Source organism: Sedimentitalea sediminis, from assembly GCF_042687825.1.
Lineage (GTDB): Bacteria > Pseudomonadota > Alphaproteobacteria > Rhodobacterales > Rhodobacteraceae > Sedimentitalea.
This window is the reverse complement of the sequence record NZ_JBHUQE010000024.1, coordinates 13018-39246: the sequence shown is the minus strand read 5'-3', so window position 1 is coordinate 39246 and position 26229 is coordinate 13018. Positions and strand designations below refer to the sequence as shown.

Annotated in this window: 23 protein-coding genes and 1 pseudogene; 10 read left to right on the top strand and 14 right to left on the bottom strand. The window is 62.7% G+C overall.

Going from position 1 to position 26229, the window contains the following annotated elements; translation table 11 throughout:
- Positions 1–449: 449 nt before the first annotated feature.
- Positions 450–578: pseudogene (locus ACFMPD_RS15375) on the top strand (transposase); the annotation flags it as partial.
- A 314-nt stretch (positions 579–892) separates the two neighbouring features.
- Here ACFMPD_RS15375 and ACFMPD_RS15370 read toward each other — a convergent pair.
- Positions 893–2335 carry an NCS1 family nucleobase:cation symporter-1 gene (locus ACFMPD_RS15370; protein WP_380996272.1) on the bottom strand — a complete coding sequence of 481 codons (1443 nt, stop codon included), beginning with the start codon at positions 2333–2335 and terminating at the stop codon, positions 893–895.
- A 167-nt stretch (positions 2336–2502) separates the two neighbouring features.
- Here ACFMPD_RS15370 and ACFMPD_RS15365 point away from each other — a divergent pair, with 167 nt between their 5' ends.
- Positions 2503–3159 carry a GntR family transcriptional regulator gene (locus tag ACFMPD_RS15365; protein WP_380996269.1) on the top strand — a complete coding sequence of 219 codons (657 nt, stop codon included), beginning with the start codon at positions 2503–2505 and terminating at the stop codon, positions 3157–3159.
- 496 nt (positions 3160–3655) lie between these two features.
- Here ACFMPD_RS15365 and ACFMPD_RS15360 read toward each other — a convergent pair whose 3' ends face one another.
- The 9 genes from ACFMPD_RS15360 to mutM form a co-directional block, all read right to left on the bottom strand.
- Positions 3656–3964 (bottom strand): hypothetical protein, encoded by a 309-nt coding sequence (locus ACFMPD_RS15360; RefSeq protein WP_380996267.1) that lies wholly within the window; start codon positions 3962–3964, stop codon positions 3656–3658.
- A 91-nt stretch (positions 3965–4055) separates the two neighbouring features.
- On the bottom strand, positions 4056–6473 hold the full coding sequence (gyrB, locus tag ACFMPD_RS15355) for a DNA topoisomerase (ATP-hydrolyzing) subunit B (protein ID WP_380996264.1): 2418 nt from the start codon (positions 6471–6473) through the stop codon (positions 4056–4058).
- A 77-nt stretch (positions 6474–6550) separates the two neighbouring features.
- On the bottom strand, positions 6551–7171 hold the full coding sequence (locus ACFMPD_RS15350; protein ID WP_380996261.1) for a LysE family translocator: 621 nt from the start codon (positions 7169–7171) through the stop codon (positions 6551–6553).
- On the bottom strand, positions 7168–8268 hold the full coding sequence (recF, locus tag ACFMPD_RS15345) for a DNA replication/repair protein RecF (RefSeq protein ID WP_380996259.1): 1101 nt from the start codon (positions 8266–8268) through the stop codon (positions 7168–7170). The genes ACFMPD_RS15350 and recF overlap by 4 nt, the downstream gene beginning before the upstream one ends.
- 59 nt (positions 8269–8327) lie before the next feature.
- Entirely contained in the window at positions 8328–9446 is a 1119-nt protein-coding gene (dnaN, locus tag ACFMPD_RS15340) for a DNA polymerase III subunit beta (protein ID WP_380996256.1), read from the bottom strand.
- A gap of 261 nt (positions 9447–9707) precedes the next feature.
- A complete protein-coding gene (gene dnaA, locus ACFMPD_RS15335) occupies positions 9708–11096 on the bottom strand; it encodes a chromosomal replication initiator protein DnaA (RefSeq protein ID WP_380996253.1) in 1389 nt (462 codons plus the stop codon).
- Positions 11097–11686: 590 nt separating this feature from the next.
- Entirely contained in the window at positions 11687–11950 is a 264-nt protein-coding gene (gene rpsT, locus ACFMPD_RS15330; protein WP_380996250.1) for a 30S ribosomal protein S20, read from the bottom strand.
- A gap of 191 nt (positions 11951–12141) precedes the next feature.
- A complete protein-coding gene (locus ACFMPD_RS15325) occupies positions 12142–12918 on the bottom strand; it encodes an enoyl-CoA hydratase (protein WP_380996247.1) in 777 nt (258 codons plus the stop codon).
- Positions 12919–12983: 65 nt separating this feature from the next.
- Entirely contained in the window at positions 12984–13835 is an 852-nt protein-coding gene (mutM, locus tag ACFMPD_RS15320; protein ID WP_380996245.1) for a bifunctional DNA-formamidopyrimidine glycosylase/DNA-(apurinic or apyrimidinic site) lyase, read from the bottom strand.
- 109 nt (positions 13836–13944) lie between these two features.
- Here mutM and ubiE point away from each other — a divergent pair, with 109 nt between their 5' ends.
- The 6 genes from ubiE (at position 13945) to tdh (ending at position 20044) form a co-directional block, all read left to right on the top strand.
- Positions 13945–14697 carry a bifunctional demethylmenaquinone methyltransferase/2-methoxy-6-polyprenyl-1,4-benzoquinol methylase UbiE gene (ubiE, locus tag ACFMPD_RS15315; RefSeq protein ID WP_380996243.1) on the top strand — a complete coding sequence of 251 codons (753 nt, stop codon included), beginning with the start codon at positions 13945–13947 and terminating at the stop codon, positions 14695–14697.
- 1 nt (position 14698) lies between these two features.
- The gene (gene ubiB, locus ACFMPD_RS15310) at positions 14699–16231 is read left to right on the top strand and encodes a 2-polyprenylphenol 6-hydroxylase (RefSeq protein WP_380996240.1); all 1533 of its coding nucleotides are present in this window, start codon (positions 14699–14701) and stop codon (positions 16229–16231) included.
- Positions 16232–16293: 62 nt separating this feature from the next.
- Positions 16294–17109: an alpha/beta fold hydrolase gene (locus ACFMPD_RS15305; protein ID WP_380996237.1), complete on the top strand. Its 816-nt coding sequence runs from the start codon at positions 16294–16296 to the stop codon at positions 17107–17109.
- Between the two features lie 32 nt (positions 17110–17141).
- Positions 17142–17708, top strand: a complete 567-nt coding sequence (locus ACFMPD_RS15300; protein ID WP_380996234.1) for a helix-turn-helix domain-containing protein — start codon at positions 17142–17144, stop codon at positions 17706–17708.
- Between the two features lie 114 nt (positions 17709–17822).
- Positions 17823–19010, top strand: coding sequence for a glycine C-acetyltransferase (locus ACFMPD_RS15295; RefSeq protein ID WP_380996232.1), 1188 nt, complete (start codon positions 17823–17825; stop codon positions 19008–19010).
- Positions 19007–20044: an L-threonine 3-dehydrogenase gene (tdh, locus tag ACFMPD_RS15290; protein WP_380996229.1), complete on the top strand. Its 1038-nt coding sequence runs from the start codon at positions 19007–19009 to the stop codon at positions 20042–20044. The genes ACFMPD_RS15295 and tdh overlap by 4 nt, the downstream gene beginning before the upstream one ends.
- A gap of 10 nt (positions 20045–20054) precedes the next feature.
- On the opposite strand, the gene ACFMPD_RS15285 is transcribed toward tdh, so the two are convergent.
- Together ACFMPD_RS15285 and ACFMPD_RS15280 are read right to left on the bottom strand one after the other, a co-directional pair.
- Positions 20055–20786 carry a metallophosphoesterase family protein gene (locus ACFMPD_RS15285; protein ID WP_380996226.1) on the bottom strand — a complete coding sequence of 244 codons (732 nt, stop codon included), beginning with the start codon at positions 20784–20786 and terminating at the stop codon, positions 20055–20057.
- Positions 20787–20807: 21 nt separating this feature from the next.
- Positions 20808–21716: a LysR family transcriptional regulator gene (locus ACFMPD_RS15280; protein WP_380996278.1), complete on the bottom strand. Its 909-nt coding sequence runs from the start codon at positions 21714–21716 to the stop codon at positions 20808–20810.
- 214 nt (positions 21717–21930) lie between these two features.
- Here ACFMPD_RS15280 and ACFMPD_RS15275 point away from each other — a divergent pair, with 214 nt between their 5' ends.
- Complete coding sequence (locus ACFMPD_RS15275) at positions 21931–22353, top strand: hypothetical protein (RefSeq protein ID WP_380996224.1); 423 nt, start codon at positions 21931–21933, stop codon at positions 22351–22353.
- On the opposite strand, the gene serA is transcribed toward ACFMPD_RS15275, so the two are convergent.
- A complete protein-coding gene (gene serA, locus ACFMPD_RS15270; RefSeq protein WP_380996222.1) occupies positions 22350–23948 on the bottom strand; it encodes a phosphoglycerate dehydrogenase in 1599 nt (532 codons plus the stop codon). The genes ACFMPD_RS15275 and serA overlap by 4 nt on opposite strands.
- 92 nt (positions 23949–24040) lie before the next feature.
- The gene (locus ACFMPD_RS15265) at positions 24041–25195 is read right to left on the bottom strand and encodes a phosphoserine transaminase (protein WP_380996220.1); all 1155 of its coding nucleotides are present in this window, start codon (positions 25193–25195) and stop codon (positions 24041–24043) included.
- Between the two features lie 156 nt (positions 25196–25351).
- On the opposite strand from ACFMPD_RS15265, the gene serB reads away from it, so the two are divergent.
- Positions 25352–26227, top strand: coding sequence for a phosphoserine phosphatase SerB (gene serB / locus ACFMPD_RS15260; RefSeq protein ID WP_380996217.1), 876 nt, complete (start codon positions 25352–25354; stop codon positions 26225–26227).
- Positions 26228–26229 lie beyond the last annotated feature (2 nt).

The following is a 26229-nucleotide window of genomic DNA, read 5'->3' as shown; positions in this document are numbered from 1 at the left end:
AGTTCCCGCGCCCGAAGCCGGGAGCGCAGTCCCGACGGGACGGAGGTTGATCGATCTCGCCGTCGCGTATGGGATGGCCAGGCGCCACACCCCGCACAAGACATTGGAGACGCTCCGCCGCCGGAAACCATCATGAGGCGCGCAATGCGACCTCGCAGAGAACCCTGACCCCGGACGGACATCACCCGCCCACGCTTGACAAGGTCGCAATCAGAGAACGCGCTGNAACCATCATGAGGCGCGCAATGCGACCTCGCAGAGAACCCTGACCCCGGACGGACATCACCCGCCCACGCTTGACAAGGTCGCAATCAGAGAACGCGCTGCAACCGCTGGAAGCGGTGGAGCGAAAAGGGGATCTTCGCGCGGATGATGATGGGGCTGGCGGCGGAACACGGCGAAGAGAAGACCGTGATGATCCCCTCTCATCGCAACTGCGTTTCGCCTGCCGGGCAGTGATCGAGATCATGTTCGGCAGGCTCAAGGACTGGAGACGCGCGGCAACCCGCTATGACCGCTGCCCGAGGGTCTTCCTGTCAGCCATCGCCCTCGCCGCAACCGTCATGTTCCGGCTATGAAACAAGAACGGGGCCTGAGCCTAAGATGCTATTTCGCTCCACATATGGTGCACCAGTTGTTGCAGAGCATAACCCCGAATTTTCACAGGACCTCTCTGCTGCAGCAGAGATTACTGGTGAACTCCCAATCACCAGTAAAGCACGGGGAAGAGCCTCTAAGGCCAGCCACGCATAAACACATCGGCCGGAAATTTAGGGCCATCAATTTTTTCGATCCAAAACCGAAAATTGATCGCAAGAATTTGCGACGCCTTCAGTTTCAACATTCTACCGGTGGCGGCTGAGCGCCACCGGTCGGATCTTTCTGGAGGCTGTCAGGACTTTGCCTGACCCTTGACCAGCGCGTGGTAGATCACGCCGCCCAGGACCGCACCAATCACCCAGCTGTAGCCCGACAAGAAGGCGAACCACGGAACCCAGACCGTTGCGACCGAGAAAACCGCCGCCAGCACGAAAGCTTTCACCGCCGCACCGTTCCAGCCATTGCCGTAGTGATAGATGCCGCCGTCCATGTTGTAGAGGTCATCTTCTTTCAGCTGTTCTTTGCGCAGCAGGTAGTAGTCGACAATCATGATGCCAAAGACCGGCGCCAGAGTTGCGCCCAACGTGTTGACAAAGCCGCTGATGCCGAACTGGCTGATGAAGCTGTTCCAGAAACCGCCGATCACCAGGGCAAAGATGGATGTGATGAGGCCCGCCTTGCGGAAGCTGATTTTCTCGGGCGCCAGATTGGCGATGCCGTTCACCGCGGGAATGAAGTTCGCCACCAGATTGATGCCGACAGTAGCGGCAAAGAAGGTGATCGCAGCAACGATACCCAGCAGCATGCTGTCGGTGCGCTCGACGATTTCGGTCGGGTTGATGATCTCTTCACCAAACACCACGGCCGCGCCGCCGGTGGTCAGCAGTGCCAGCGCCGAGAACAGGATCATGTTGACCGGAAGCCCGGCCAGGTTGCCCATGATCATGGCGGGCTTATCCTTGGCATAGCGTGAGAAGTCACTGAAGTTGATCATAACTGCGGCAAAGTAGGCGACCATGGTGCCAACGATTGCGATGAAGCCCGTGACTTCGGTCCAAAAAGTGCCCTCGGGGTTGGCGAAAATTGTGGCAGTGGCTTCCAAGAGTTGCCCATCCGAGCGCTGCCACAGCACAACGACCAGACCGATCATCACAAGATAGACGAAGGGACCCGCGATATTCAGGAAAGTCTCAACCCAGCTCATACCGCGCCAGAAGATTACGATGTGAAAGCCCCAGACCATGACGAAGGACAGCCAATCGATACCGGTGAGGCCAAGGATTTCCGTCCCGCCACTGATGCCTGTGACCGAACGGATCAGGAGTGCCAGCGCGGTCGAGGCAAAATAGACCTGAACGCCGTACCAGAACACGGCCACTGTAGCCCGCAGCACTGCTGGCAGTTTGGCGCCCTGGGTGCCCATGCTCGCCCGCGCAAGCACAGGATAGGGGATGCCGTATTTCTCACCTGCCGCACCTGACAGGTTCACCATCCACATCACGAACAGCCCGGCTGTGATCAGCGCTGCAAAGGCAGTCCAGCCTCCAACGCCGTATGATATAAACAGCGACGCCACCAGCGAATAGCCAAACAGAGACTGCACATCGTTTGCCCAGATATTGAAGATGGCGAACCAGCCCCAGGTTTTCTCGTCGCTGCCAACGGGGTTCAGCGCATTGCCTTCGGGGTTCAGTGTGCCCCCATGCACGACATGCATTTCATCAGTTGCGGTCATGTTTTCCTCCCTTAAGCCCAGTGTGCGGGCGGCATGTGTTAAACCGCCTGGTCGCGTGGGAAATTGAGCTTGCAACTGACATGTTAGATGGTATCTTACAAAATGGGCTATAAAAAATTTCAGATAGCACTTTCAGGCATCTGCGGGTAATGAAGGGGAGAGCGGTCATGAACAAAGCACAGGATGTCCAGCTTCTTGCGGATCAAGCCCAGGATGCCCTGTGGGCTGCTTTGCGGAGCGGGCAGCTGCGGGCCGGGCAATTCCTTTCGATGTCGCAGCTGGTGACGCTCCTGGAATTTCCTTTGTCTGCGGTGCGCGAGGCGGTTAAGCAGGCCAGTTCTCAAGGGCTGGTCACCACGCTGCCCAAACGCGGAATTCAGGTGATGGAGCCGCACCCCAAGACCATTCGCGAATGCCTCGATTTCCGCATGGTGCTGGACCAAGAGGGGACCCGACGCCGGATTGCCGGTGGTATTTGCGACGATCTTGCGTCACTGCGCGAACAGCATCAGGCGTTGCTGCACGCCGCTCGCGGCAATGCTGGCAGTGACCTGCCACCTCAAGCGATCCAGGTTGATTTGTCGCTGCATGACTATCTGGCTGCTGGGCTGGAAAACTCTCAGCTGGCTGCAGCTTACAATGCCAACCGGATGCGCATCGCGATTATCCAGAACGCGCGGCCGTTTCTCGAGGTCCGCATCGCCTCGGCAATGGAAGAGCACCTCGCGGTCATTGATGCCGTGCAGCGCCGCGACGGCACTGCGGCTGCAGAAGCAATCCAGTACCACTGTGAGCAGACGAAGCGCTGGTGGGGCGTTGCCTGACGCCCAACACCATCCCCGCAGCAGTCATGACTTAATTGAGCGTTGACGGGCCGCGTGGTGGTCAATGGCGGATTCGGGCTCGTCGCAGTCATGCGGCGGCGCGGCGGTCCGCCCCTTCTTCGGTTGTTTTGCTGGAACCTTCAGCCTGATGGAGGGCCGCCCCCAACGCTGTGGGCCCCTTGTTCATTCGCCAGAGAAAATCCGGCACTTTCCGGCCAAAGTTTTGCGCCAAATCTGCGCATAGTTCTGCGGTTCAACCCCGATGGATTGCGGGCATCAGATACACTGCGCAGCGGGCAAGATCCCGTCCCTGCATCTGATTCAAACCACATTTTTTCCTTTCGAAAAAAGCGATTTGGCCAATCTTCTAAAGTTCGTGCTTTCGGTTGTCTCCGGGCATACCAGCCCTATCCGAGGTGGGGCAGGCCGGCGAAATGTCAGCAGATCGGCTGCGCTCCATTTGTACAAAGCATGAGCTTTCTACCAAAGCAAACGACTACGCCTCGTCCGGCATCATCACTTTCTGCAGCAGATGGTATGGGGCATCTCGACAAAACTGCTCAGCCAGCGCCGGGTCGTCGTCGAAATCCCTTCCTGCTGTCTTCAGCACGTGGCACAGGACCGCAAGGCTGGCCAAGGTCACAGCGACCATTGCGACGATGATCGCCAGCTCCTCGTAGCTCAAATTCTGAAAAAAGTTACCTTTCACCTCGCTCTCTGTAACCATGCACCAGCACACCGCTTTGCAGGATAAGCATATCCGGTTTTCAGGGTTGTCAGAATATATCCGCTTCAGTTCCACCATCGTATGTGGTCTGGATCAAGTTGGTGGAGAGCATTACTTGCCCGCCGTTTGGAGATGCGGGCGAGGGCTCATTTCGGATCCCTTCACCTGATTAAAAGTCCAGGTTTTCCACGCTCAGCGCGTTTTTCTGGATGAACTCGCGTCGGGGTTCGACAACGTCGCCCATCAGTTTGGTGAACAGGTCGTCGGCTTCGACCATGTCTTCGACCCGGACCTGCAACAGGGTGCGGGCGTTCGGGTCCAGCGTGGTTTCCCAGAGCTGGCCGGGGTTCATTTCGCCGAGGCCCTTGTAACGCTGCAGCGTGAGCCCCTTGGCCCCTTCCTCGAGGATGGCTTCGAGCAGCCCCAGAGGGCCATAGATGGTCTGGTTGCGGTCCTTGCGCACCAGCGTCGCGGCGGTGGCATAGACGTCCTGCAGGCTTTGGGTAAAGCTGCCGGTCTTGCGCGCCTCGCCCGAGCGCAGCATCGGCCCGTCCAGAGTGCGCACTTCTTCGACGCCGCGCAGGATGCGGGCCAGCCGGATACCGTGATCCTGGGTGATCCGGCCCTGCCAGCCGCGTTCGTATTCCAGCGCGATCAGGTCGAGCCGGGCCGCGATCTTGTCAGCGGTGCCCTGCAGGTCGGCATCGACCACGCCGGGCACGAAACCGCCGGCAATGGCCGCCTGTTCCAGGATGTGGCGCGGATAATGGGTCGGAAAGGCCTCGAGCACCCGGCGCAGCTGGCGCGCCTCGTCCACGACGCGGGTCAGATCCTGCCCGACGATCTCTTCGCCGCTGCCCAACCGCAGGGCCGCGCCCTCGACGCCCTGCTGGATCAGGTAATCGTCCAGCGCCGCCTGATCCTTGAGATAGACCTCGGACTTGCCCCGCGCGACCTTGTAGAGCGGCGGCTGTGCGATGTAGAGATATCCGCCCTCGATCAGCTCGGGCATCTGGCGATAGAAAAACGTCAGCAGCAGCGTGCGGATATGCGCGCCATCCACGTCGGCATCGGTCATGATGACGATCTTGTGGTAGCGCAGCTTGGCAATGTCGAACTCGTCGCGTCCGATTCCGGTGCCTAGGGCCATGACCAGATTGCCGATCTCCTGGCTGGACAGCATCCGGTCGAACCGGGCGCGCTCGACGTTCAGAATCTTGCCGCGCAGGGGCAGCACCGCCTGGGTCATCCGGTCGCGCCCGGTCTGGGCCGAGCCGCCGGCGCTGTCGCCCTCGACCAGAAACAGCTCGGTCTTGGCCGGATCCTTTTCCGAGCAATCCTTGAGTTTGCCGGCCAGATAGTTGACATCCATCGCGGTCTTGCGCCGGGTCAGTTCGCGCGCCTTGCGGGCGGCTTCGCGGGCCAGGGCGGCCTCGATGATCTTGCCGACGATGATCTTGGCCTGGTTCGGGTTTTCCTCGAACCATTCCGACAGTTTTTCGTTCACCAGCCCCTCGACCGCGGGGCGGACCTCGGAACTGACCAGCTTGTCCTTGGTCTGGCTGGAAAATTTTGGATCGGGCACCTTGACCGACAACACGCAGGTCAGACCTTCGCGCGCGTCATCGCCGGTAAAGCTGATCTTTTCCTTTTTGGCGATGCCGCTGGACTGGGCGTAATTGTTGATCGTCCGGGTCAGCGCGCCGCGAAAGCCTGCCAAATGTGTGCCGCCATCGCGTTGCGGAATGTTGTTGGTAAAGGGCAGGACGGTCTCGTGATAGCTGTCGTTCCACCACATCGCCACCTCGACGCCGATATCGTCGCGATCCCCGGTGATAAAGATCGGTTCGTCCATCACCGAGCTTTTGTGGCGGTCCAGGTATTTGACGAACTCCTTGACGCCGCCCTCGTAGAACAGCTCGCTGCGCAGCGCCTCGGCGGGGCGTTCGTCGATCAGGATGATCCGCACGCCGGAATTCAGAAAGGCCAGCTCGCGCAGACGCCTTTCAAGCACCTCAAAGGAATAGTCGAGATTCGAGAATGTGTCTGTCGAGGCCAGAAAGCGCACCTCGGTTCCGGTGTGTCCGCCCGAGTCGCCGACCACCTTGAGATGCTCGGCCGTTTCGCCATGTTCAAAGCGCGCGACATGTTCCTTGCCGTCGCGCCAAACGCGCAATTCCAGCCAGACCGACAAAGCGTTGACAACCGATACACCGACGCCGTGCAGGCCGCCCGACACTTTGTACGAGTTGCTGTCGAATTTGCCGCCCGCATGCAGCTGGGTCATGATGACCTCGGCGGCGGAAACGCCCTCTTCTTCGTGTATGCCGACGGGAATGCCGCGGCCGTTGTCGCTGACCGAAACGCTGGAATCCGGGTGGATCTTAACCGTCACCGCATCGGCATGACCGGCCAGTGCCTCGTCGATGCCGTTGTCCACGACCTCGTACACCATGTGGTGCAGGCCCGAGCCGTCATCCGTGTCGCCGATATACATGCCCGGACGTTTGCGGACAGCCTCCAGGCCCTTGAGAACCTTGATTGAATCCGCGCCATACTCTTCCGGCAAGTTTACGTCTTCGGACATCGGCCATCCTATTGTTTTTCTGCCTGTTACATACGGCTTCTTGCGGCGAATGTCACGCGAATGCCCTATATTTTGTGTCAGGTAACGGCGATGATCAGACCGACACAAATCAGCAGGAACCCGGCGGTCAGATTGGTCCGGCGCACGGCGTGCGGGGTGGCCAGAACCGCCCGCAACCGGACCACCAGAACGGCCAGCAGCATGTTTCCGGTCAGCGGAACCATCTGCGAAACGACCACGATGGCCGCGATGTCCCAACCGGTCAGCGCGCGCAGGTCGAAGAAGCCCGGCAGAACCCCCATGTAGAACAGCACCGCCTTGGGATTGCCCAGGATCACCGCCACACCGGCGGCGAAACCGGCCCACATGCCAGGACGGGTCAGGCGGGTTTCGGTGCCGATGGCGCGGTCGGCATGCCGGATGGTCAGAGACCCGAGGATCACGAACATCGCGGCCGCGCCGAACTTCAGTACCGTCGTCAGGGCGGCGAATTCGGTGACCACCCAGCCGACCCCCAGAATGGCCAGAACCGGCCACAACATGTCGCCGACAACGACGCCCAGCGTCAGGGGCCAAGCCGCAGCAATGCCGCCGGACATTGCCCGCGCGATCACCGCCATCCACACCGGGCCGGGGGTCAGGAACAGGATGAACACCGCCCCGGCATAGAACAGCAGATCGAACCCCGAGATGGTCATTCCGCCGCCACGTGCGACACGCCATCGGTTTCTGTGACGTGCAGCATCTGTGCCCGCTCGCCCAGTTCGGAAAACAGTTCGGGGCCGGTTCCGGTCATCCAGGCCTGCGCGCCGAACCCGCAGATCTCGTCGTAAAGGGCGGCACGGCGCCGGGCATCCAGATGGGCGGCGACCTCGTCCAGCAGCAGGATCGGCGGCGTGCCCAGCTGTGCCGACAGGGCTCGCGCATTGGCCAGGATCAGCGACACCAGCAAGGCCTTTTGCTCGCCAGTGGAACAGTCGCGGGCCGGTGCGCCCTTGGCGGCATAGACGGCGTAGAGATCGGCCCGGTGCGGCCCGACCAGCGTGCGCCCGGCGGCCAGATCGCGAAACCGGCTTTCGGCCAGAGCTTCGCGCAGATCCTCGGCGCTGTCGGGCATCTCGCCTTCGGTCTGAACCAGGTCCAGCTCCGCTGCCGGAAACGCGGTTTCGGCTTGATCCTGTGCAGCGGCCAGCAGGCCCAGCGCGGCGCAGCGGTTCTGGTGCAATTGGTGGCCGGCCTCGGCCATCTGCGCCTCGAGCGCACCGTACCAGGCTGCGTCGCGCACCCGATCCCTGAGCAGGCGATTGCGCTCGCGCATGGCCCTTTCATAGGCCAGCGCGGCCTCGGCATGGGCGGGGACAAAGCTGAGCGCCATTCGGTCCAGAAACCGCCGGCGACCGTCCGGCCCCTCGATCCACAGCCGGTCCATCGCCGGGATCAGCCATAGTATCCGCGCTATGCGCCCCAAGGCCATCTGGCTGGCCGGCTTGCTGTCGATGCGCACTTGGCGCGCCGCGCCGGTCTCGGACCATGTCTCGATCTCGTGCGGCCGCCCTGCCGCTGTCAGCGTCGCTGTGACCTTCCAGCCCAGCGCCTCGGGTCGGAGGGCCATTTCTGCGGCGCTGGCACGGCGCAGCCCGCGACCGGGCGACAACAGCGACACCGCTTCGAGAATGTTGGTCTTGCCCGCGCCGTTGGGGCCGTGGATCGCCACCGGACGGGCGTCCGTGCGCAGACGCGCGGCCTTGTGCGAGCGGAAATGTGACAGCGTCAGTTGCGTCAGGGCCAGAGACATGCCCGCCGCATCTTTCCGATCGGATCGCAGGCGCTCCGTGTCATTCCGTCCAGCGCGGGTCAGACGCGCATCGGCATGACGACATAGACCGCGCTCTGGTCGTTGCCTTCACGCATCAGGGTTGGATCGCCCGAGGAATTGAACATGAAGACCGCGTTTTCCCGGTCTACCTGGCTGGCGATTTCCAGCAGGTATTTCGCGTTGAACCCGATTTCCAGCCGCTCGTCGCCATAGGCCACGGCCAGTTCCTCTTCGGCGGCACCACTGTCGGGTGCGTTGACCGACAGCACCAGCCGGTCCTCGTCCAGTTGCAGCTTGACCGCGCGCGAGCGTTCCGACGAGACCGTGGCGACCCGGTCCACCGCCTGGGCGAATTCGGCGGCATCGACCTCAAGCCGGCGGGTGTTTCCCTGCGGGATGACCCGGGTGTAATCCGGAAACGTGCCGTCGATCACCTTGGATGTCAGCATGATATCGGGCGTGGCAAAGCGGATCTTGGTCTCGCTGACCGACACGGCAATGGCCACATCGTCGTCTTCCAGCAGCTTGCGCAGTTCGCCCACGGTCTTGCGCGGCACGATGACGCCGGGCATCTCGGCGGCGCCGTCCGGCAGATCGGCGTCAATGCGCGCCAGGCGGTGCCCGTCAGTGGCCACACAGCGCAGGATGCGGCCGCCATCTGCATCGGCTACATGCAAGTAGACGCCATTCAGGTAATACCGGGTCTCTTCGGTCGAAATGGCGAATTTGGACTTGTCAAACAGCCGTCGCAGCGCAGCAGAGGGGGCCGAGAAATTGGTGTCGTATTCCGAGGTCGCCATGACCGGGAAATCCTCGCGCGGCAGTGTCGCCAGAGAAAAGTTCGAGCGCCCCGCCTCGACGGTCAACCGGCCCGCGGCACTGTCCGCGGTCAGCGTGACCAGCGCACCGTCGGGCAGTTTGCGTACGATCTCGTGCAGGGTCGTGGCGGCCACCGTGGTGGCGCCGGCGCGCTCGACCTGGGCCGGGGCCTTGTCGACCACCTCGATATCCAGGTCGGTGGCGCGGAACTGGACCTGGTCGCCCTCGGCTTCGATCAGGACATTGGCGAGGATCGGGATCGTGTTGCGCCGTTCCACGACGGATTGCGCCTGAGAAACGGCTTTCAAGAGCGCGCCGCGTTCGATGCTGAACTTCATTTCCTTCGATCCTCTGTTGGGGCCGGGAAGGGCAAACTAACCGTTCACCCCGGCAGCACAAGTTTTTTGTGAAGTCTTCCGCCGGAATGATTCGGGCGTCAAGGGGCCGCCGGAATTGCGTTATACGGGTATGGCATGTCGGCAATTCGCCGGGGGTGAGCGATCCGGCCACCTGAACCCGCAACCAGAGCGCGGCATCACGCTCTGGTCCTGTTTGCGGGCGGCGACGCCCCGCGAATGGCCCGGCCGGCGATGCTCAGGTCACGCCTCGAGCGCGCGACGCAGCATCTCGACGTCTTCGGCGATCTGCCCGTCTGTCGTCTTCAGTTCTTCGATGCGTTTGACCCCGTGCATCACCGTGGTGTGGTCGCGCCCGCCAAAGCGGCGGCCGATCTCGGGCAGGCTGCGGCTGGTCAGCTGCTTGGACAGGTACATCGCGACCTGACGCGGGCGGGCAAAGGACCGCAGGCGCTTTGGTCCGATGATGTCGGACAGGCGGATATTGTAATAGTCCGACACCTTGCGCTGAATCTCTTCGACGGTGATCTTGCGTTCGCTGGCGCGCAGCACGTCCGACAGGCAATCCTGGGTCAGCTCCATGTCGATCGGACGTCCGACCAGCGAAGCGACCGCGAACAGCCGGGTCAACGCGCCTTCGAGAACCCGCACATTGGTCGAGATCCGCTGTGCCAGGAATTCCACGACTCCATCGGCGATCTGCAGGTCGGCATGGCTTTCGCGATACTGTTTGACCTTGGTCTGCAGGATCCCCAAGCGCAATTCATAGTCGGTCGGGTGCAGATCGACCACCAGACCGCATTGCAGGCGCGATTTCACCCGATCCTCGAGATCCTTGATCTCGCCCGGCGCCCGGTCGGCCGAAATGATGATCTGTTTGTTCTGGTCCACCAGCGCGTTGAAGGTATGAAAGAACTCTTCCTGCGTGCTGTCCTTGCCGGCGATGAATTGCACGTCATCCACCATCAGCACGTCGACCGATCGGAACATCACCTTGAAGTCCATCATCTTGCGTTCGCGCAACGCTTGCACAAAACGGTACATGAACTGTTCGGCCGACAGATACAGCACGTTCAGTTCCGGCTTGCGGGCTTTCAACTCCCAGGCGATGGCATGCATCAGGTGGGTCTTGCCGAGGCCGACGCCGCCATACAGAACCAGCGGGTTGAAGGTGACCGGGCCGCCCTCGCTGACGCGGCGCGCGGCGGCATGCGCCAGTTCGTTCGGTTTGCCGACGACAAATCGGTCAAACGTGAACCGCGGATCCAGCGGTGCCGCCTGCATCGTGTCGATAGAGGCCGTGGCAACCGTTGTCGAAGCGGCATCATCCATCGCGGACTCGGGCGGGGCTTCCTGGGCGATAACCCGGGGCCGCGGACGGGCGGGTGTGTTGGCGGCGACCTTAAAGGCCACACGCTGTACGGTTTCGCCGGCTGTGTTCAGTTCATAGAGGATCAGGTCGGCGAAATTCTGGCTGACGTAATTTCCCATGAAATTCGTCGGAACGTTGAAAACCACAACGCCATCCTGCAGTTGAGCGAATTCCAGCGGCTCGATCCAGGTGGTGTAATTGTTTTGCCCGACCGTCTTTCGCAGCCGTTGTCTGAGTTGACCCCATTTTTCTTGTGTCATGCAGCGCCTCACGCATCCCATTATCAGACCCTCCGGCCTGTCCCTTTCCATAAACCGGAGCAGATTCCGGCAGGACTCACGTCGCACGTCATCAGGGCGCACCAGCCGAACCGGCCGGCACCGTCGGCGCATTGTCCCAAGCGCCGCAGTGAAGGTATTGGCCAAGTTTGCAGGCATCCCGACAGGATCCCAAACTGACTATATTCCGTTGCACACTCATGTATGACAGGGCCGCGAACCGGTGAGTAGCCGGTCGGTGCAGCAGGCTGGAACAGTCGGTTTGGCAGCCGGACCGTCCAACAATCGCTATCGTAAGAACCCTATGCCCTTCGGATTCGTTCGATAGCGGCCTGTCCCCCCAAGCAAGTGAATCGCTGGAACAGTGGTAGCAATTCCGAAGGCCGAGCGGCAACGAAACTCTGGTGTTGACTCAGGGATTGGGCGCAAAGAATCTGTTCGAGGGCCAAAAAGCCACACTCCTTTGGCGATAAATGCACGATGCAAAATACAACCTTTAGATGAATCAAAAAAGGCGCTGCCCAAGCAACGCCTTTCCGAATCTAGGGTTTCAACCGCGACGGTATCGCTACTCAGCCCAGAGCTTTGACACGGGCGGACAGGCGCGACATCTTGCGGGCTGCGGTGTTCTTGTGGAACACGCCCTTGGACACGCCGCGCATCAGTTCCGGCTGGGCTTCGCGCAGGGCGGTAGCGGCCAGGTCCTTGTCGCCCGAGGCGATGGCTTCCTCGACCTTGCGCAGATGAGTGCGGATGCGCGAGCGGCGCGCCTTGTTGACGGCAAACCGCGCCTGGTTCTGGCGGGCACGTTTCTTGGATTGCGGCGAATTGGCCATGTCATCTAACCTTTGTTCAAGTCGTGTTCGTTTTCAGCGCAACGTCCAACCCGACAGAAAGGCGGATTCATCGGTATGATTCTGACCTGAGCGGGCCGCACGCGCATGTATAGCGGCGCTTACTAGTCAAGTTTCCGGGCTTTGCCAACCGGAAACTGACCGCCGCTTGATGCGCGCGCGCGGCCCGATATTTACTTGTCGCGGAACTGCGGCGTGCGCTTTTCCAGAAAGGCCGCCATGCCCTCTTTCTGATCCTCGGTGGCGAACATCGAGTGAAACACCCGGCGTTCGAACAGCAGGCCCTCGGACAGGGTGGTTTCATAGCTGCGGTTGACAGTCTCCTTGGCCGCCATGACCGAGATGATCGATTTTTCCGCGATCTTCTGGGCGGCGTTCATGGCTTCTTCCATCAGCTTCTTGGCCGGAACCACCCGGCTGACCAGACCGCTGCGTTCGGCTTCTTCGGCGGTCATGAAACGACCCGTAAGATTCATGTCCATCGATTTGGACTTGCCGACCGAGCGGGTCAGACGCTGGGTGCCGCCAAGACCGGCAATGACGCCCAGATTGATCTCTGGCTGGCCGAACTTGGCGGTGTCCGCGGCGATGATGAAATCGCAGGCCATCGCCAGTTCGCAGCCGCCGCCCAGTGCATATCCCGACACTGCGGCAATGATCGGCTTGCGAATCCGGATGATCTGATCTGTCGCGTCGGCAAACCAGTTCAACGAGAACACGTCGCCAAAGCCCATGGACGCCATTTCCTTGATGTCCGCGCCGGCGGCAAACGCCTTTTCCGAGCCGGTGATCACGATGCAGCGCGCCTTGTCGTTGGCGTCGATCTCGACCAGGGCCTGGCACAGCTCGGCCAGCAGGACAGAGTTCAGCGCGTTCAGGGCGTCGGGGCGGTTCAGTTTGATCAGGGCAACGTGGTCTGTAACTTCGACGTTGATCGTCTCAAAGGCCATGGGATGTGCTTTCGGTTGTTCCGTACAGGCACGACTCCTTAAGCATGCAAGGACACCGGATCAAGCTATCTTTGGCATTGCGGACAATAGAATGACGACCGTCCCGACTGTACGATGCGCCGGATCGTTGCGGGGCAACGGGGCGTCCGGCAGGCCTGATCCTCACGCCCGTAGACGTCAAAGCGATGCTGAAAATAGCCAAGTTCGCCATCGGTTTGGCGGAAATCGCGCAGCGAGGAGCCGCCCGCGGCAATCGCTTCGGTCAGAACCTGGCGGATGATCGGAACCAGCTCGGCGACCCGGGGCGCGGCGATTCGACCGGCCTTGCGGCGCGGTGACAGGCGGGCGCGGAACAGCGCTTCGCAGACATAGATATTGCCCAGACCGGCCACGGTCTTCTGATCCAGCAGCACGGATTTTACCGGCGACATCCGTCCGTGAAAGGCGTCGATCAGGCCGGGTTCATGGAAATCATTGCCCAGCGGTTCCGGCCCCAGCCCCGCCAGCAGCCTGTGCCGGGACGCCGTGTCGCTTGGCATCAGATCCATGGCGCCGAAACGGCGCGGATCGTTAAAGGTTATGCGCGCGCCATTGCCGATGTGAAGCACCACATGGTCGTGTTTCTGCGCCGCCGGATGATCATGCAGGAACCGGCCCAGCGGATCGCCCGACACCGTCATCCGGCCGGACATGCCCAGATGCACCAGCAGCGTCTCGCCGCTGTCGAGATCCGCCAGAATGTATTTCGACCGCCGCCACAGCCGCAGCACGGTCCGTCCGCTCAGGCGGTCAGCCATATCACGCGGAAAGGGCCAGCGCAGATCGGGCCGGTTGACCTGGGCGCGGATGATGCGCTGGCCTTCCAGCACCGGGGCCAGTCCGCGGCGCACTGTTTCGACCTCTGGCAATTCGGGCATCCCGACCTCGTTGATCCATGTTGATCCACGGGGCCGCATTGTGCCTGCCCCGCAGCCCCTATAACAGGGGCAGGACGGCAAGGCGACATAACCGGGTGGCACGGCGCAGATGGTACAGAGCAAAGACAGAACGACCCATTTCGGGGCCCAGACCATTCCCGAGGGCGAAAAGGCCGGGCGGGTGCAGGGCGTGTTCAACTCGGTGGCCTCCCGCTATGACGTGATGAACGACGTGATGAGCGTCGGCATCCACCGGCTGTGGAAAGACGCCATGATGGACTGGCTGGCACCGCGCCCGGGGCAGAAACTGCTCGATGTGGCCGGTGGCACCGGCGATATTTCTTTCCGGTTTCTCAAACGCGCCGGGGCGGGCCATGCCACGGTGCTGGACCTGACCGAACCGATGCTGGTCGAGGGGCGCAAGCGCGCCGAGGCGGAACAGATGGCCGACAGTCTGGACTGGGTCGTCGGCGACGCCATGGCGCTGCCCTTTGCCGACAACAGCTTTGATGTCTACACGATCAGTTTCGGCATCCGAAACGTGACCCGCCCACAGGAGGCACTGAACGAGGCGTTTCGCGTGCTGCGCCCCGGCGGCCGGCTGATGGTGCTGGAATTCAGCCAGTTGCCCAATGACGGGCTGCAGAAGCTCTATGACCTTTACAGTTTCAACGTGATCCCGCGCATGGGCCAGATGATCGCCAACGATCGCGACAGCTATCAGTATCTGGTCGAGTCGATCCGCAACTTTCCCGATCAGCAGACCTTTCTGGACATGGTCCGGCAGGCCGGGTTCGGCAATGCCAAATACCGCAACCTGAGCATGGGCATCGCCGCCCTGCATTCCGGCTGGAAACTCTGACATGCGCGGGCCGCACAATATCATCCGCCTGATCCGCACGGGCGCCACGCTGGAACGCACCGGCGCAATGAACGTGGTTCTGGACGCCTTCGAGGCCCCGCCCGTCTTGCGTGTCCTGGCGCATGCGCTGGGCAAACCGTTCATGTGGCTGGGCTACAAGGGCGATCCGGACATGCCGCCCGCGACCCGGGCGCTGACCGCGCTGGGCCCGGCCTATATCAAGTTCGGGCAGGTGCTTTCGACCCGCCCGGACGTGGTCGGGCAGGACCTGGCGGATCAGCTGCGGGTCTTGCAGGACAAGCTGCCGCCGTTTTCCACGGCCGAGGCCAAGGCCGAGGTGGCCCGCGAACTGGGGCGGCCGGTGGACGAGATGTTCTCGGAATTCAGCGATTCCATCGCCGCGGCCTCGATCGCTCAGGTGCACAAGGCGCGGTTGGCCGACACCGGGCAGGAGGTTGCCGTCAAGGTGTTGCGCCCCGGCATCGAACGGGCCTTTCGCAAGGATGTCGATGCCTTCTATTTCGCCGCCAGAATCGTGGATGTGTTCGCGCCGGGCGCGCGACGGTTGCGCCCGATGGATGTGATCGAGCATTTCGACGGCGTGGTGCGCGGCGAACTGGATCTGCGGCTGGAAAGCGCGGCGGCGTCCGAATATTCGGACAACACCAAAAACGACGAAGGTTTCCAGTTGCCGCCGGTCCTGTGGAACCTGTCGGCACGCCGGGTGATGACGCTGGGCTGGGCCGACGGGGTGAATCTGGGCGACAACGCCGCCATCGACGCCGCCGGCCATGACCGCCGCCTGCTGTCGGAACGGGTTCTGAAGCTGTTTCTGCTGCACGCCCTGCGCGACGGCTATTTTCACGCCGACATGCATCAGGGCAATCTCAAGGTCGCCGAGAACGGCGATATCATCGCCTATGATTTCGGGATCATGGGGCATATCGACGAATATACCCGCCGGGTCTATGCCGAGATCCTGTTCGGGTTCATACGCCGCGACTATGCGCGCGTCGCCGAGGTGCATTTCGAGGCCGGTTATGTGCCCGCGGACAAGGATGTTGACGAATTCGCCCGGGCGCTGCGCGCGGTGGGCGAGCCGATCTTTGGCATGGATGCGACGCAGATTTCGATGGGCCGGCTGCTGAGCTATCTGTTCGAGGTCACCGAACGCTTCGGCATGGAAACCCGCACCGAACTGATCCTTTTGCAACGCACGATGGTGGTGGTCGAGGGGGTGGCGCGTTCGCTGAATCCGCATACCAATATCTGGGACGTCGCCCATCCGGTGGTCGAGGGTTATATCAAGGATTCCATTGGCCCACGCGCCATTGCCGGCGATCTGTCGCGCACCGTGCGGGTTCTGGCCCGCTTTGGCCCGCGCCTGCCCGGGCTGGTCGAGGCCGCCCTGATCCGCCAGGCCACCGAGCCGGAAAATCCGCGCCGGTCGGCCTGGGGGCCGGTTCTGCTGTCGGGCCTGATCGGCGCCCTGGGCGGAGCGGTTCTGGCCGCGGCGCTGATCGCCTTGTTCTAGGCGCCGGATCGACGCAACCCGGTGCGTGCGCCGGTCATCGCGCGCAGAAAGGTCGTTGCAGGATGCCGCATATCACGATCAACGCCACCCGTCTGCATTTTACCGACCTGGGCGAAGGGCCGGAAACCATCGTGTTTTCCCATGGTCTGCTGTTCAGCGGCCGGATGTTCGACGCCCAGGTCGCGCAGCTGCAGCAGAAATATCGCTGCATCACCTATGACCATCGCGGTCAGGGCGGCAGCGCGGTCACCCCGGACGGCTATGACATGGACACGCTGACCGAGGACGCCGCCGCGCTGATCCGCGCGCTGGACGCCGGCCCGTGCCATTTCGTCGGACTGTCCATGGGCGGATTTGTCGGGCTGCGCCTAGCGTTGCGTCATCCCGAACTGTTGAAATCCCTGACATTGCTGGACACGTCGGCCGATCCCGAACCGACCGAGAACCGCGGCCGGTACCGATTGCTGAATTTCGTGGCGCGCTGGTTCGGTCTGCGTATCGTGGTGTCCCGGGTCATGCCGATCCTGTTCGGTGCCACGTTTCTGAGCGATCCCGCGCGCGCGCCCGAGCGACGGAAGTGGCGCGACCGGATTGTCGCGAATGACCGGCTGGGCATCACACGGGCGGTGCGGGGCGTGATCGAGCGGTCGGGCGTGACCGACCGGTTGGGGCGGATCGACCTACCGGTGCTGATCCTGGTGGGTGACGAGGACGTGGCCACAGTTCCCGAAAAGTCCGAGCGGATGCAGGCGCGCATTCCCGGCGCCCGGCTGGTGCGCCTGACTGCGGCGGGGCATTCAGCGCCCATCGAACAACCCGCAGCCGTGACCGCCGAAATCCGTGCCTTTCTGCGCCAACAATCGCAGCATGCCGATTGACACGGCTGCGCCGACAGGGCCATGAATCCGTCATGGCGGAAGACTCCGACGATATCCTGACATTGCTGCCCGCGCGCCTGAAAGAGGCGCGGCGGGCGCAGGGGCTGTCGCTCGAGGCGGTGGCCAACCTCTCGGGGGTGTCGCGCTCGATGGTCAGCCAGATCGAACGCGGCGAAAGCAGCCCCACCATCGCGACGCTGTGGAACCTGACCCGCGCCCTGCAGGTGGATTTCGCCGGGCTGCTGGATGGCGAACCGTCGGTCGAACAGATCGAGGTCATTCGCGCCGACGATGTGCCAACGATCGACAAGCTGGGCCAAGGCGTGCGGATTCGCATTCTGTCCGCCCCCGAAGAGGCCGGGCAACATGAGGTCTACGAACTGTTGTTCGAACCTGGGGGCATTCTTGACAGCCCCCCCCATGCAAGAGGCGCGCGCGAGCATCTGACGGTGATCGCGGGTGCGCTGACCGTGACCTCGGGCAGCGCCTCACAGCGCCTGGGGGCGGGGGATACGGCGCGCTATGCCGGCGACGTGCCCCACAGCATTGCCGCCCGGGACGATGCGGCGCGGGCCTTTCTGGTGGTCAAAAGCGCCTAGCACAGCCTTGCCGAGCGCAAAAATCCGCGATGGCGGAAAATTTCCGAGAAATCGGAAATCTCCTATTCCGGAATCGTCTCCGCTATAGTAGATGGCGACTCGGAGGAGCTGCACATGTCCGATACCTTTCTGACCCACATCACCGGCGTTCTGGACCAGATCGAAGCCGAGGGAATGACCAAGCGCGAGCGCCTGATCACCTCGCCGCAGGGCGGACAGATCACCGTCGGCGACCGGCAGGTGATCAACCTGTGTGCCAACAACTATCTGGGGCTGGCCGATCATCCCGATCTGATCGCTGCCGCCACCGGGGCGATGCGGCCAAAGGGGTTCGGCATGGCCAGCGTGCGGTTCATCTGCGGCACCCAGGACATCCACCGGCAGCTCGAGACGCAGTTGGCCCGGTTCCTGGGCATGGAGGATTCGATCCTGTTCGCCGCCTGTTTCGACGCCAATGGCGGCCTGTTCGAGCCGTTGTTGGGGCCTGAGGACGCAGTGATCTCGGACGCGCTGAACCATGCCTCGATCATTGATGGCATCCGGCTGTGCAAGGCGCGGCGGTACCGGTACAGGAATTCCGACATGGCGGATCTGCAGGCGCAGTTGACAGCCGCCCGCTCTGATGGCGCGCGGCATGTGATGATCGCCACGGACGGCGTGTTCAGCATGGATGGATACCTGGCGAAACTGCCCGAGATCCGCGCGCTGGCGGACCGCTTCGACGCGATCCTGATGGTCGATGACTGTCATGCCACCGGATTCATGGGGCCGCATGGCGCCGGAACTCCGTCGCATTTCGATGTCAGGGCGGACATCCTGACCGGAACGCTGGGCAAGGCGCTGGGCGGGGCCATTGGCGGCTATGTCGCCGGACCGCAACCGGTGGTCGACCTGTTGCGGCAACGGGCGCGGCCCTATCTGTTCTCGAATTCGCTGCCGCCCGCAATCGTCGCCGCCGGGCTGACGGCCATTCGACTGGTGCGAGAGGGCGACGATCTGCGCGCGCGGCTGTTTGAAAACGCCGCCTATTGGCGCGCCGGTCTGCAACGGCTGGGCTTTGATCTGTTGCCGGGCGAACACCCGATCGTGCCGGTGATGCTGGGCGAGGCGCAGCTGGCGCAGGATATGGCTGCGCGGCTGTTTGAACGGGGCGTCTATGTCTCGGGCTTTTTCTTTCCGGTCGTGCCGCGCGGACAGGCGCGGATCCGCACGCAGATGAACGCGGCCCTGACCCGCGACGCGCTGGATCAGGCATTGGCGGCGTTTGATGCCGCAGGCCGCGAAACGGGGGTGATCGCATGAAAAACACGATGAAGGCGCTGGAAAAGTCCCATCCCACCGAGGGTCTGTGGATGGTCGAGGCGCCCGTACCCGAAATCGGCCCCGACGATGTGCTGATCAGGATCAACAAGACCGGCATCTGCGGCACCGATATCCATATCTGGAACTGGGATGACTGGGCGCAGAAGACCGTACCGGTGCCGCTGATCACAGGCCATGAATTCGCCGGTGAAATCGTCGAGATCGGCGGCAATGTCGAAGGGCTGGAGATCGGTCAGCGCTGTTCCGGCGAAGGGCATCTGATCGGCAAGACCTCGCGGCAGAGCCGGGCCGGCAAGTTTCACCTGGACCCGGCGACGCGCGGTATCGGGGTCAACGAACAGGGGGCTTTCGCGCAATATCTGCGGTTGCCGGCGTTCAACGTGGTGCCATTGCCGGACGAGATCAGCGACGATATCGGCGCCATTCTCGACCCGCTGGGCAACGCGGTGCACACGGCGCTGAGTTTCGATCTGGTGGGTGAGGACGTTCTGATCACCGGCGCCGGCCCGATCGGCATCATGGCGGCGGCGGTGGCGCGCCATGTGGGCGCGCGCCATGTGGTGATCACCGACGTCAACCCGGACCGGCTGGCGCTGGCGGAAAAGGTGGCTGACGTGGTGCCTGTCAACGTCGCCCACGAGGAACTGGCGCCGGTGATCTCTCGGCTGAAGATGACCCAGGGCTTTGACGTCGGGCTTGAAATGTCGGGCAATCAGCGTGCCCTGGATCAGATGGTCGAGGCGATGACCATGGGCGGGCGCATCGCCATGCTGGGCATTCCGCCGGGAAAATCCCCGGTGGACTGGTCGCGCATCGTCTTCAAGGCCATCACGATCAAGGGCGTCTATGGCCGCGAGATTTTCGAGACCTGGTACAAGATGATCGCGATGCTGCAGAACGGTCTGGATATCGGCGCGGTGATCACCCACCGGTTCGGCGTGGATCAGTTCGAAAAGGGATTTGCCGCGATGAAATCCGGCCAGAGCGGCAAGGTGGTTCTGGACTGGCGCTGAGTCGGCGGACTCAGGGCACCAGTTGAACCCGGCCGCCCCGGGTCAGCAACCAGCAGTCGCGCCCCTCCAGAACCGCCGGGTACAGCGTCCTGCCATGCCCGGCGCCGCCATCCAGATCGATACGGTTGCCGAAATGATGCGGCATCTGCAGCGCGGTGTGGCCATGCACCACCAGCCAGGGGTGCGGTTCGGCGAAACTCAGGAAAGGTTCGCGGATCCACAAGAGGTCCTCCTCGGACTGATCGGCCAGAGCGACTCCCGGCGCGATTCCGGCATGCACAAACAGGACGTCGTCGCGCAAATGGTAAGGCGTCAGCCCGTCGACAAAGGCCACATGCTCCGCCGGCACCGCCTGGCGCGCGGCGGCATGAACCGCGGCGGGCCGCATCCGGGCGATGTCGTCCAACCCGTATGAGGCCAGTGTCGTCGACCCGCCCACGCGCGGATGCAGCCAGTCCACACCTGATCGGACGCGCGTATTCCGCGTTTCGCCGCTGGCCATGAAGCGCGCGAACATCTGGTCGTGATTGCCCTTCAGAACATGCCAGCGCCGACCCGCGGCCAATCCGTCCAGCAACAGCCGGATCACCGCCCGGCTGTCCGGTCCGCGATCCACCAGGTCGCCCAGAAACACGATCTCGGCCTCGGGTCCACCTTCTGCCGTGATCAGGTCCAGCGCTTCGTACAACTGATCGATCTGGCCGTGAATGTCCCCCACGACATAGATGGGCGTGTTGCTCATACGCGGTCGCCCCGCAGATGGTCAGGGCGTGGGATCGATCGGCGGCTCGGCGTCATTCAAAGGCTCCAGCAGGTCGGCAATGCGGTCGCGCAGCCAGACATGGGCCGGTGCGCCGCTGACCCGCTTGTGCCAGATCATCCCGATCAATGGCAATGGCATGGGCAGTAGCGGGCGATAGACATCCAGCGCCAGCTTCGTGGCGATCCGATGCGCGAACTGATGTTGTACCAATGCCCCGTGATCGCTTTCGGCCACTGCGCTGCAGACCCCGTAGAAAACCGGCACGGTCATGACCACACGCCACTTGCGACCGGCCGCCGAAAGCGCGGTATCCCCCATGGCGCGGAAATTGCCCTGCGGCGAGAACAGGATATGCCCGAGGGCGCAAAAGAGATCGATGGGCATCGCCATGCCCGGTTGCAGACCGGCCCGGGACAGGCGCGGATGGTCACGCCGGGCAATCATCGCAAGGCGCGAGCGAAACAGAGGCCGCCAATCGGCCCAGCCGGGCAGCGTCGGTTGCGGGATCAGTGCCAGATCCACGTCTTCGCCGGCCAGTGTTTCGAAGAAACCGCCGGGCACCAGATCGACCAGCTGCAACCGAATTCCGGGGGCGATGCGCGCGCATTGCTCGCCCAGGGCCGGCATCAGCATCTCGGCAAAGAAATCGCTGCCCGACAGTTTGAACGTCTCGGTTGCCTGCATCGGGTCGAATGTCGGTGGCCCCGCGATCAGGGTTTCGATCGACTCCAGCGCCTGACGCAGAGGCAGGGCCAGCGACCGTGCGTAATCCGTCGCCTGCAGCCGCTGGCCATGGCGCACGAATAGCGGGTCGTTCAGGCTGTTCCGCAGGCGCCCCAACGCGGCTGAGACGGCGGGTTGTGACAGACCGATCCGTCGTGCCGCCTGCACCGTCGAGCCGTCACGCAGAAGCGCATCAACGCAAAGCCGGTGAAGAACAACAACTCATGCGCCATCCTGTTCCCGGAAAAACATGTTGAAAAAATTGGGAAAACACCGCGATGCAGCTTTGGGCGTGTTGCCGGACCCGTCCGGGGCATTCGGTCAACATTGGCACGCGCAGGGCGTGCGGTTGTCCGGGAATTGGAAAGGAATTGCCATGATAGGTCTGTCGCCTGCATTCTTGTTGACGGCGATATTGTTGGTAATCCTGGGTATGGGGTGGGGCATCCAGATGGCGGGCGGCGACGATCACTTGCTGGCACCGGCGCATGCGCACCTGAACTTGCTGGGCTGGGTCGGGTTTTCGGTGTTCGCCTTTTACTATCACCTTGTGCCGCAGGCGGCGCAGGGGCTGTTGCCGCGGGCGCATTTCGCGTTTTCGGCTGGCGGGGTGGCGACTCTGGTGCCGGGAAACGCGCTGGCGATCCGCGATCACGGAGACAAGCTGGTCCGGTTTGGCTCTGTGCTCAGTCTTGTGTCGATGCAGCTGTTTCTGTGTGTGGTGATGATGAACGCGCGCCGGCGTCAGAACCGGCGCCGGACCGCCCTGGCCCGAGAGCATCGGGCCCCAGGGTGTACCCAGGGGCCTGACAGGGTCAATTAAGCGACGTCGAATTCCAGCGGCTTGATCTGGCGGAACATGCCCGTTGCTGCCAGTTTTTCCCGAACCGGTGCCGGTACTTCTTCGTCGACATACAGCAGCGCGATCGCCTCGCCGCCCTTGTCGGCGCGGCCCAGGGTGAAATTGGCGATGTTGACGCCGTTTTCACCCATGGTCTGGCCCAGCGTGCCGATAATGCCGGGCGCGTCCTCGTTCGAAGTGTACAACATGTGCGCACCGATCTCGGCGTCGATGTTGATGCCCTTGATCTGGATGAATCGCGGCTTGCCATCAGAGAACACCGTACCGGCAATGGACCGTTCGCGCTTTTCAGTGACCACGGTCACCTTGATATACCCATCGAAAGCGCCGGACTTGTCCTGGTTGGTGGTGCTGATCTTGATGCCGCGCTCCTTGGCGACGACCGGGGCACTGACCATGTTCACCTCGGGATTTGCCTTTTTCATGATGCCGGCAACCGCAGCACAGTTCAGCGCGTCCAGATTCATCGTGGCGACCGAGCCGTCATACAGGATGTTGATCGCCTGGATCGGCTCGTCGGTCATCTGGCCAATGAAGGCCCCCAGATGTCCCGCCAGCTTGATCCAGGGACCCATCACCCGGGCCTCTTCGGCGGTGACGCTGGGCATGTTCAGCGCATTTTCCACCGCGCCGGTCAGCAGATAGTTCGACATCTGCTCGGCCACCTGCAGTGCGACGTTTTCCTGCGCCTCGGTGGTGGCGGCTCCCAGATGCGGCGTGCAGACCACGTTGGGCAGACCGAACAGCGGGTTCTCCTTGGCCGGTTCCACCGCGAACACGTCAAAGGCGGCACCGGCGACATGGCCGGACTTCAGCAGATCGGCCAGTGCCTCTTCGTCGACCAGTCCGCCGCGGGCGCAGTTGATGATGCGCACGCCCTTCTTGGTCTTCTCCAGATTCTCGCGGCTGAGAATGTTCTTGGTCTGCTCGGTAAAGGGCACGTGCAGGGTGATGAAATCGGCTCGGGACAGCAACTCGTCCAGCTCGACTTTTTCCACGCCCATCTGGGCCGCCTTCTCGGCACTGAGGAAGGGATCGTAGGCGATCACCTTCATCTTCAGGCCGCGCGCCCGGTCACAGACGATGCCGCCGATATTGCCGGCACCGATCACGCCCAGGGTCTTGCTGGTCAGTTCGACGCCCATGAACTTGGATTTCTCCCATTTCCCGGCATGGGTGCTGGCGCTGGCCTCGGGGATTTGCCGGGCCACGGCGAACATCATCGCAATGGCGTGCTCGGCGGTGGTGATCATGTTGCCAAAGGGCGTGTTCATCACGATCACACCCTTCTTGCTGGCGGCCTCCTTGTCGATGTTGTCGGTGCCGATACCGGCCCGCGCGATAACCTTGAGATTGTCGGCATTGCGCAGAATGGTTTCGGTGACCTTGGTGGCGCTGCGGATGGCAAGACCATCATATTTGCCGATCACTTCGGCCAGCCTGTCCTTGTCCTTGCCCAGATCGGGTTCGAAATCCACATCGATGCCGCGATCGCGAAAGATCTGTACGGCGGTGGGGGACAGCTTGTCGGATACGAGTACTTTGGGTTTGGTCATTTTCCTACGCGCCCCGGACCTGATCCGGGGCCTCCTGGGGCTGGAAGAAAGAAAGAGGTCCCGGGTCAGGCCCGGGACCGGGGTCGCTGAATTCAGGCGGTGGCGGCCAGTGTCTCGACTTCGGCTTCATAGGCCCATTCAAGCCAGGGTAGCAGAGCCTGGATGTCGGCTGTTTCCACCGTGCTGCCGCACCAGATGCGCAGCCCGGCGGGGGCATCGCGATAGGCACCGATATCCAGAGCAACGCCTGCCTCTTCCAGCCGCTTGGCGATCGCCTTGGCGAAGCTTGCGCCGTCGGTAATGCGGGCATCGGTGAATTTCAGGCAGACACTGGTGGTCGAGCGTGTGGCCGCATCCGCCGCCAGGTTGGCGATCCAGTCCCGGCTTTCGCAGAACGTCCAGATCGCCTGTGCATTGGCATCGGCGCGGCCGATCAGCCCCTGCAGTCCGCCGACCGAGCGAGCCCAGTCAAGCGCCTGCAGATAGTCCTCGACGCACAGCATCGACGGGGTGTTGATGGTGGCGCCGGTAAAGATGCCCTCGATCAGCTTGCCGCCTTTGGTCAGGCGAAAAATCTTGGGCAGGGGCCAGGCCGGTGCATAGCTTTCCAGCCGGGCGACCGCGCGTGGACTGAGGATCAGCATGCCATGCGCGGCTTCTCCCCCCAGCACCTTCTGCCAGGAAAAGGTCGTCACATCCAGCTTGTCCCACGGCAGGTCCATGGCAAAAGCGGCACTGGTGGCGTCGCACAGGGTCAGTCCGCCGCGGTCGACCGGGATCGCGTCGCCGCTCGGCACGCGCACGCCCGACGTGGTGCCGTTCCAAGTAAAGCACACATCGGCATCCCAGTTCACGGTCGCCAGATCGACGATCTCGCCGTAATCGGCGGTCTTGACCGTCGCATCCAGTTTCAGCTGCTTGACCACGTCGGTGACCCAGCCCGAACCAAAGCTTTCCCAGGCCAGCATCTCGACCGGACCAGCGCCCAGCAGATTCCACATGGCCATTTCGAAAGCGCCGGTATCCGAGGCGGGCACGATGCCGATCTTGTAGTCGGCGGGCACGCCCAGAATCTCGCGGGTTTCTTCGATCGCGGCCTTCAGCCGGGCCTTGCCCACGGCGGCGCGATGCGACCGGCCCAACGGGGCGTCGGCGAGCTTGTTCAGATCGAAGGCGGGGGGTTTGGCGCAGGGGCCCGAGGAAAAGCGCGGATTGGCCGGCCGCGTCGCCGGTTGTGCAATAGCCATGAATGCTACCCTTTCAGATATTCGCCCCTCGTTGGGGAGGGGTGTCCCGCGGACGGGATACGGCGGGTCGCGGGGTTTAACAAGTGGAAAAACGCGGCTATAGCGCCGCTTGATCTCTCAATTGCGACATTCCCGTCGCCTATCGGAAACTGACCCATGTATATCGCGACCCTTTTGACCAACCCGGAAACACCCTGCCTGGACCCGGCTCTGGTCGAGTCGCTGCGCAATGCCTGGGGCGGTGGCGCGGTGCAGTGGCTGGCCCCGGACGTGGCCGCCGAATTCCCGCTGCAGGATCGCCCGGCGAATCAATGGCAGGTCTGGGAGGATGTTCAGAACCTGCGGATCGACCTTGTGGTGCAGCCGGCAGAGGGGCGGCGCAAGAAAATGCTGCTGGCCGACATGGACAGCACGATGATCCAGCAGGAATGTATCGACGAGCTGGCCGACGAGGCCGGCGTCGGTGCGCGGGTCAAGGACATCACCGCACGGGCGATGAACGGAGAACTGGATTTCGAAGGTGCCCTGACCGAGCGGGTCGGGCTGCTGGCGGGTCTGGACGAGGCGGTGATCGCAAAGGTGCTGGAGCAACGCATCACCCTGATGCCCGGGGGCAAGGCGCTGGTGGCGACGATGAAGGCGCATGGTGGCCATGCGGCGCTGGTGTCGGGCGGATTTACCGCCTTTACGGCGGCGGTTTCGGCGCGCCTGGGCTTTGACGAGAACCGGGCCAACACGCTGTTGGTCCAGGACGGAAAGTTGACGGGTCAGGTGGCGCAGCCCATCCTGGGCCGCGCGGCCAAGGTCGAAGCATTGGAGCAGATCACCAGGCGGTTGGGCATCTCCGAGGCCGAGGTGATTGCGGTCGGCGACGGGGCCAACGACCTTGGGATGCTGCAGCGCGCCGGCACCGGCGTGGCGCTGCACGCCAAACCCTCGGTGGCGGCGCAATGCGACACGCGCATCAATTTTGGCGATCTGACCGGTTTGCTGTTCCTGCAGGGCTACGGCGCCGCCGAATTCGCCGTCTGAAC

Excerpts from the sequence above, each read along its gene's own strand:
- ubiB (WP_380996240.1), top strand. The coding sequence starts at position 14,699 with ATGCGCGGGCCGCACAATATCATCCGCCTGATCCGCACGGGCGCCACG.
- tdh (WP_380996229.1), top strand. The coding sequence starts at position 19,007 with ATGAAAAACACGATGAAGGCGCTGGAAAAGTCCCATCCCACCGAGGGT.
- ACFMPD_RS15305 (WP_380996237.1), top strand. The coding sequence starts at position 16,294 with ATGCCGCATATCACGATCAACGCCACCCGTCTGCATTTTACCGACCTG.
- ACFMPD_RS15350 (WP_380996261.1), bottom strand. The coding sequence starts at position 7,171 with ATGACCATCTCGGGGTTCGATCTGCTGTTCTATGCCGGGGCGGTGTTC.
- rpsT (WP_380996250.1), bottom strand. The coding sequence starts at position 11,950 with ATGGCCAATTCGCCGCAATCCAAGAAACGTGCCCGCCAGAACCAGGCG.
- dnaA (WP_380996253.1), bottom strand. The coding sequence starts at position 11,096 with ATGACACAAGAAAAATGGGGTCAACTCAGACAACGGCTGCGAAAGACG.
- serA (WP_380996222.1), bottom strand. The coding sequence starts at position 23,948 with ATGACCAAACCCAAAGTACTCGTATCCGACAAGCTGTCCCCCACCGCC.
- ACFMPD_RS15365 (WP_380996269.1), top strand. The coding sequence starts at position 2,503 with ATGAACAAAGCACAGGATGTCCAGCTTCTTGCGGATCAAGCCCAGGAT.
- dnaN (WP_380996256.1), bottom strand. The coding sequence starts at position 9,446 with ATGAAGTTCAGCATCGAACGCGGCGCGCTCTTGAAAGCCGTTTCTCAG.
- ACFMPD_RS15265 (WP_380996220.1), bottom strand. The coding sequence starts at position 25,195 with ATGGCTATTGCACAACCGGCGACGCGGCCGGCCAATCCGCGCTTTTCC.
- ACFMPD_RS15295 (WP_380996232.1), top strand. The coding sequence starts at position 17,823 with ATGTCCGATACCTTTCTGACCCACATCACCGGCGTTCTGGACCAGATC.
- mutM (WP_380996245.1), bottom strand. The coding sequence starts at position 13,835 with ATGCCCGAATTGCCAGAGGTCGAAACAGTGCGCCGCGGACTGGCCCCG.
- ACFMPD_RS15360 (WP_380996267.1), bottom strand. The coding sequence starts at position 3,964 with ATGGTGGAACTGAAGCGGATATATTCTGACAACCCTGAAAACCGGATA.
- recF (WP_380996259.1), bottom strand. The coding sequence starts at position 8,268 with ATGTCTCTGGCCCTGACGCAACTGACGCTGTCACATTTCCGCTCGCAC.
- ubiE (WP_380996243.1), top strand. The coding sequence starts at position 13,945 with ATGGTACAGAGCAAAGACAGAACGACCCATTTCGGGGCCCAGACCATT.
- gyrB (WP_380996264.1), bottom strand. The coding sequence starts at position 6,473 with ATGTCCGAAGACGTAAACTTGCCGGAAGAGTATGGCGCGGATTCAATC.
- serB (WP_380996217.1), top strand. The coding sequence starts at position 25,352 with ATGTATATCGCGACCCTTTTGACCAACCCGGAAACACCCTGCCTGGAC.
- ACFMPD_RS15370 (WP_380996272.1), bottom strand. The coding sequence starts at position 2,335 with ATGACCGCAACTGATGAAATGCATGTCGTGCATGGGGGCACACTGAAC.
- ACFMPD_RS15325 (WP_380996247.1), bottom strand. The coding sequence starts at position 12,918 with ATGGCCTTTGAGACGATCAACGTCGAAGTTACAGACCACGTTGCCCTG.
- ACFMPD_RS15300 (WP_380996234.1), top strand. The coding sequence starts at position 17,142 with ATGGCGGAAGACTCCGACGATATCCTGACATTGCTGCCCGCGCGCCTG.
- ACFMPD_RS15285 (WP_380996226.1), bottom strand. The coding sequence starts at position 20,786 with ATGAGCAACACGCCCATCTATGTCGTGGGGGACATTCACGGCCAGATC.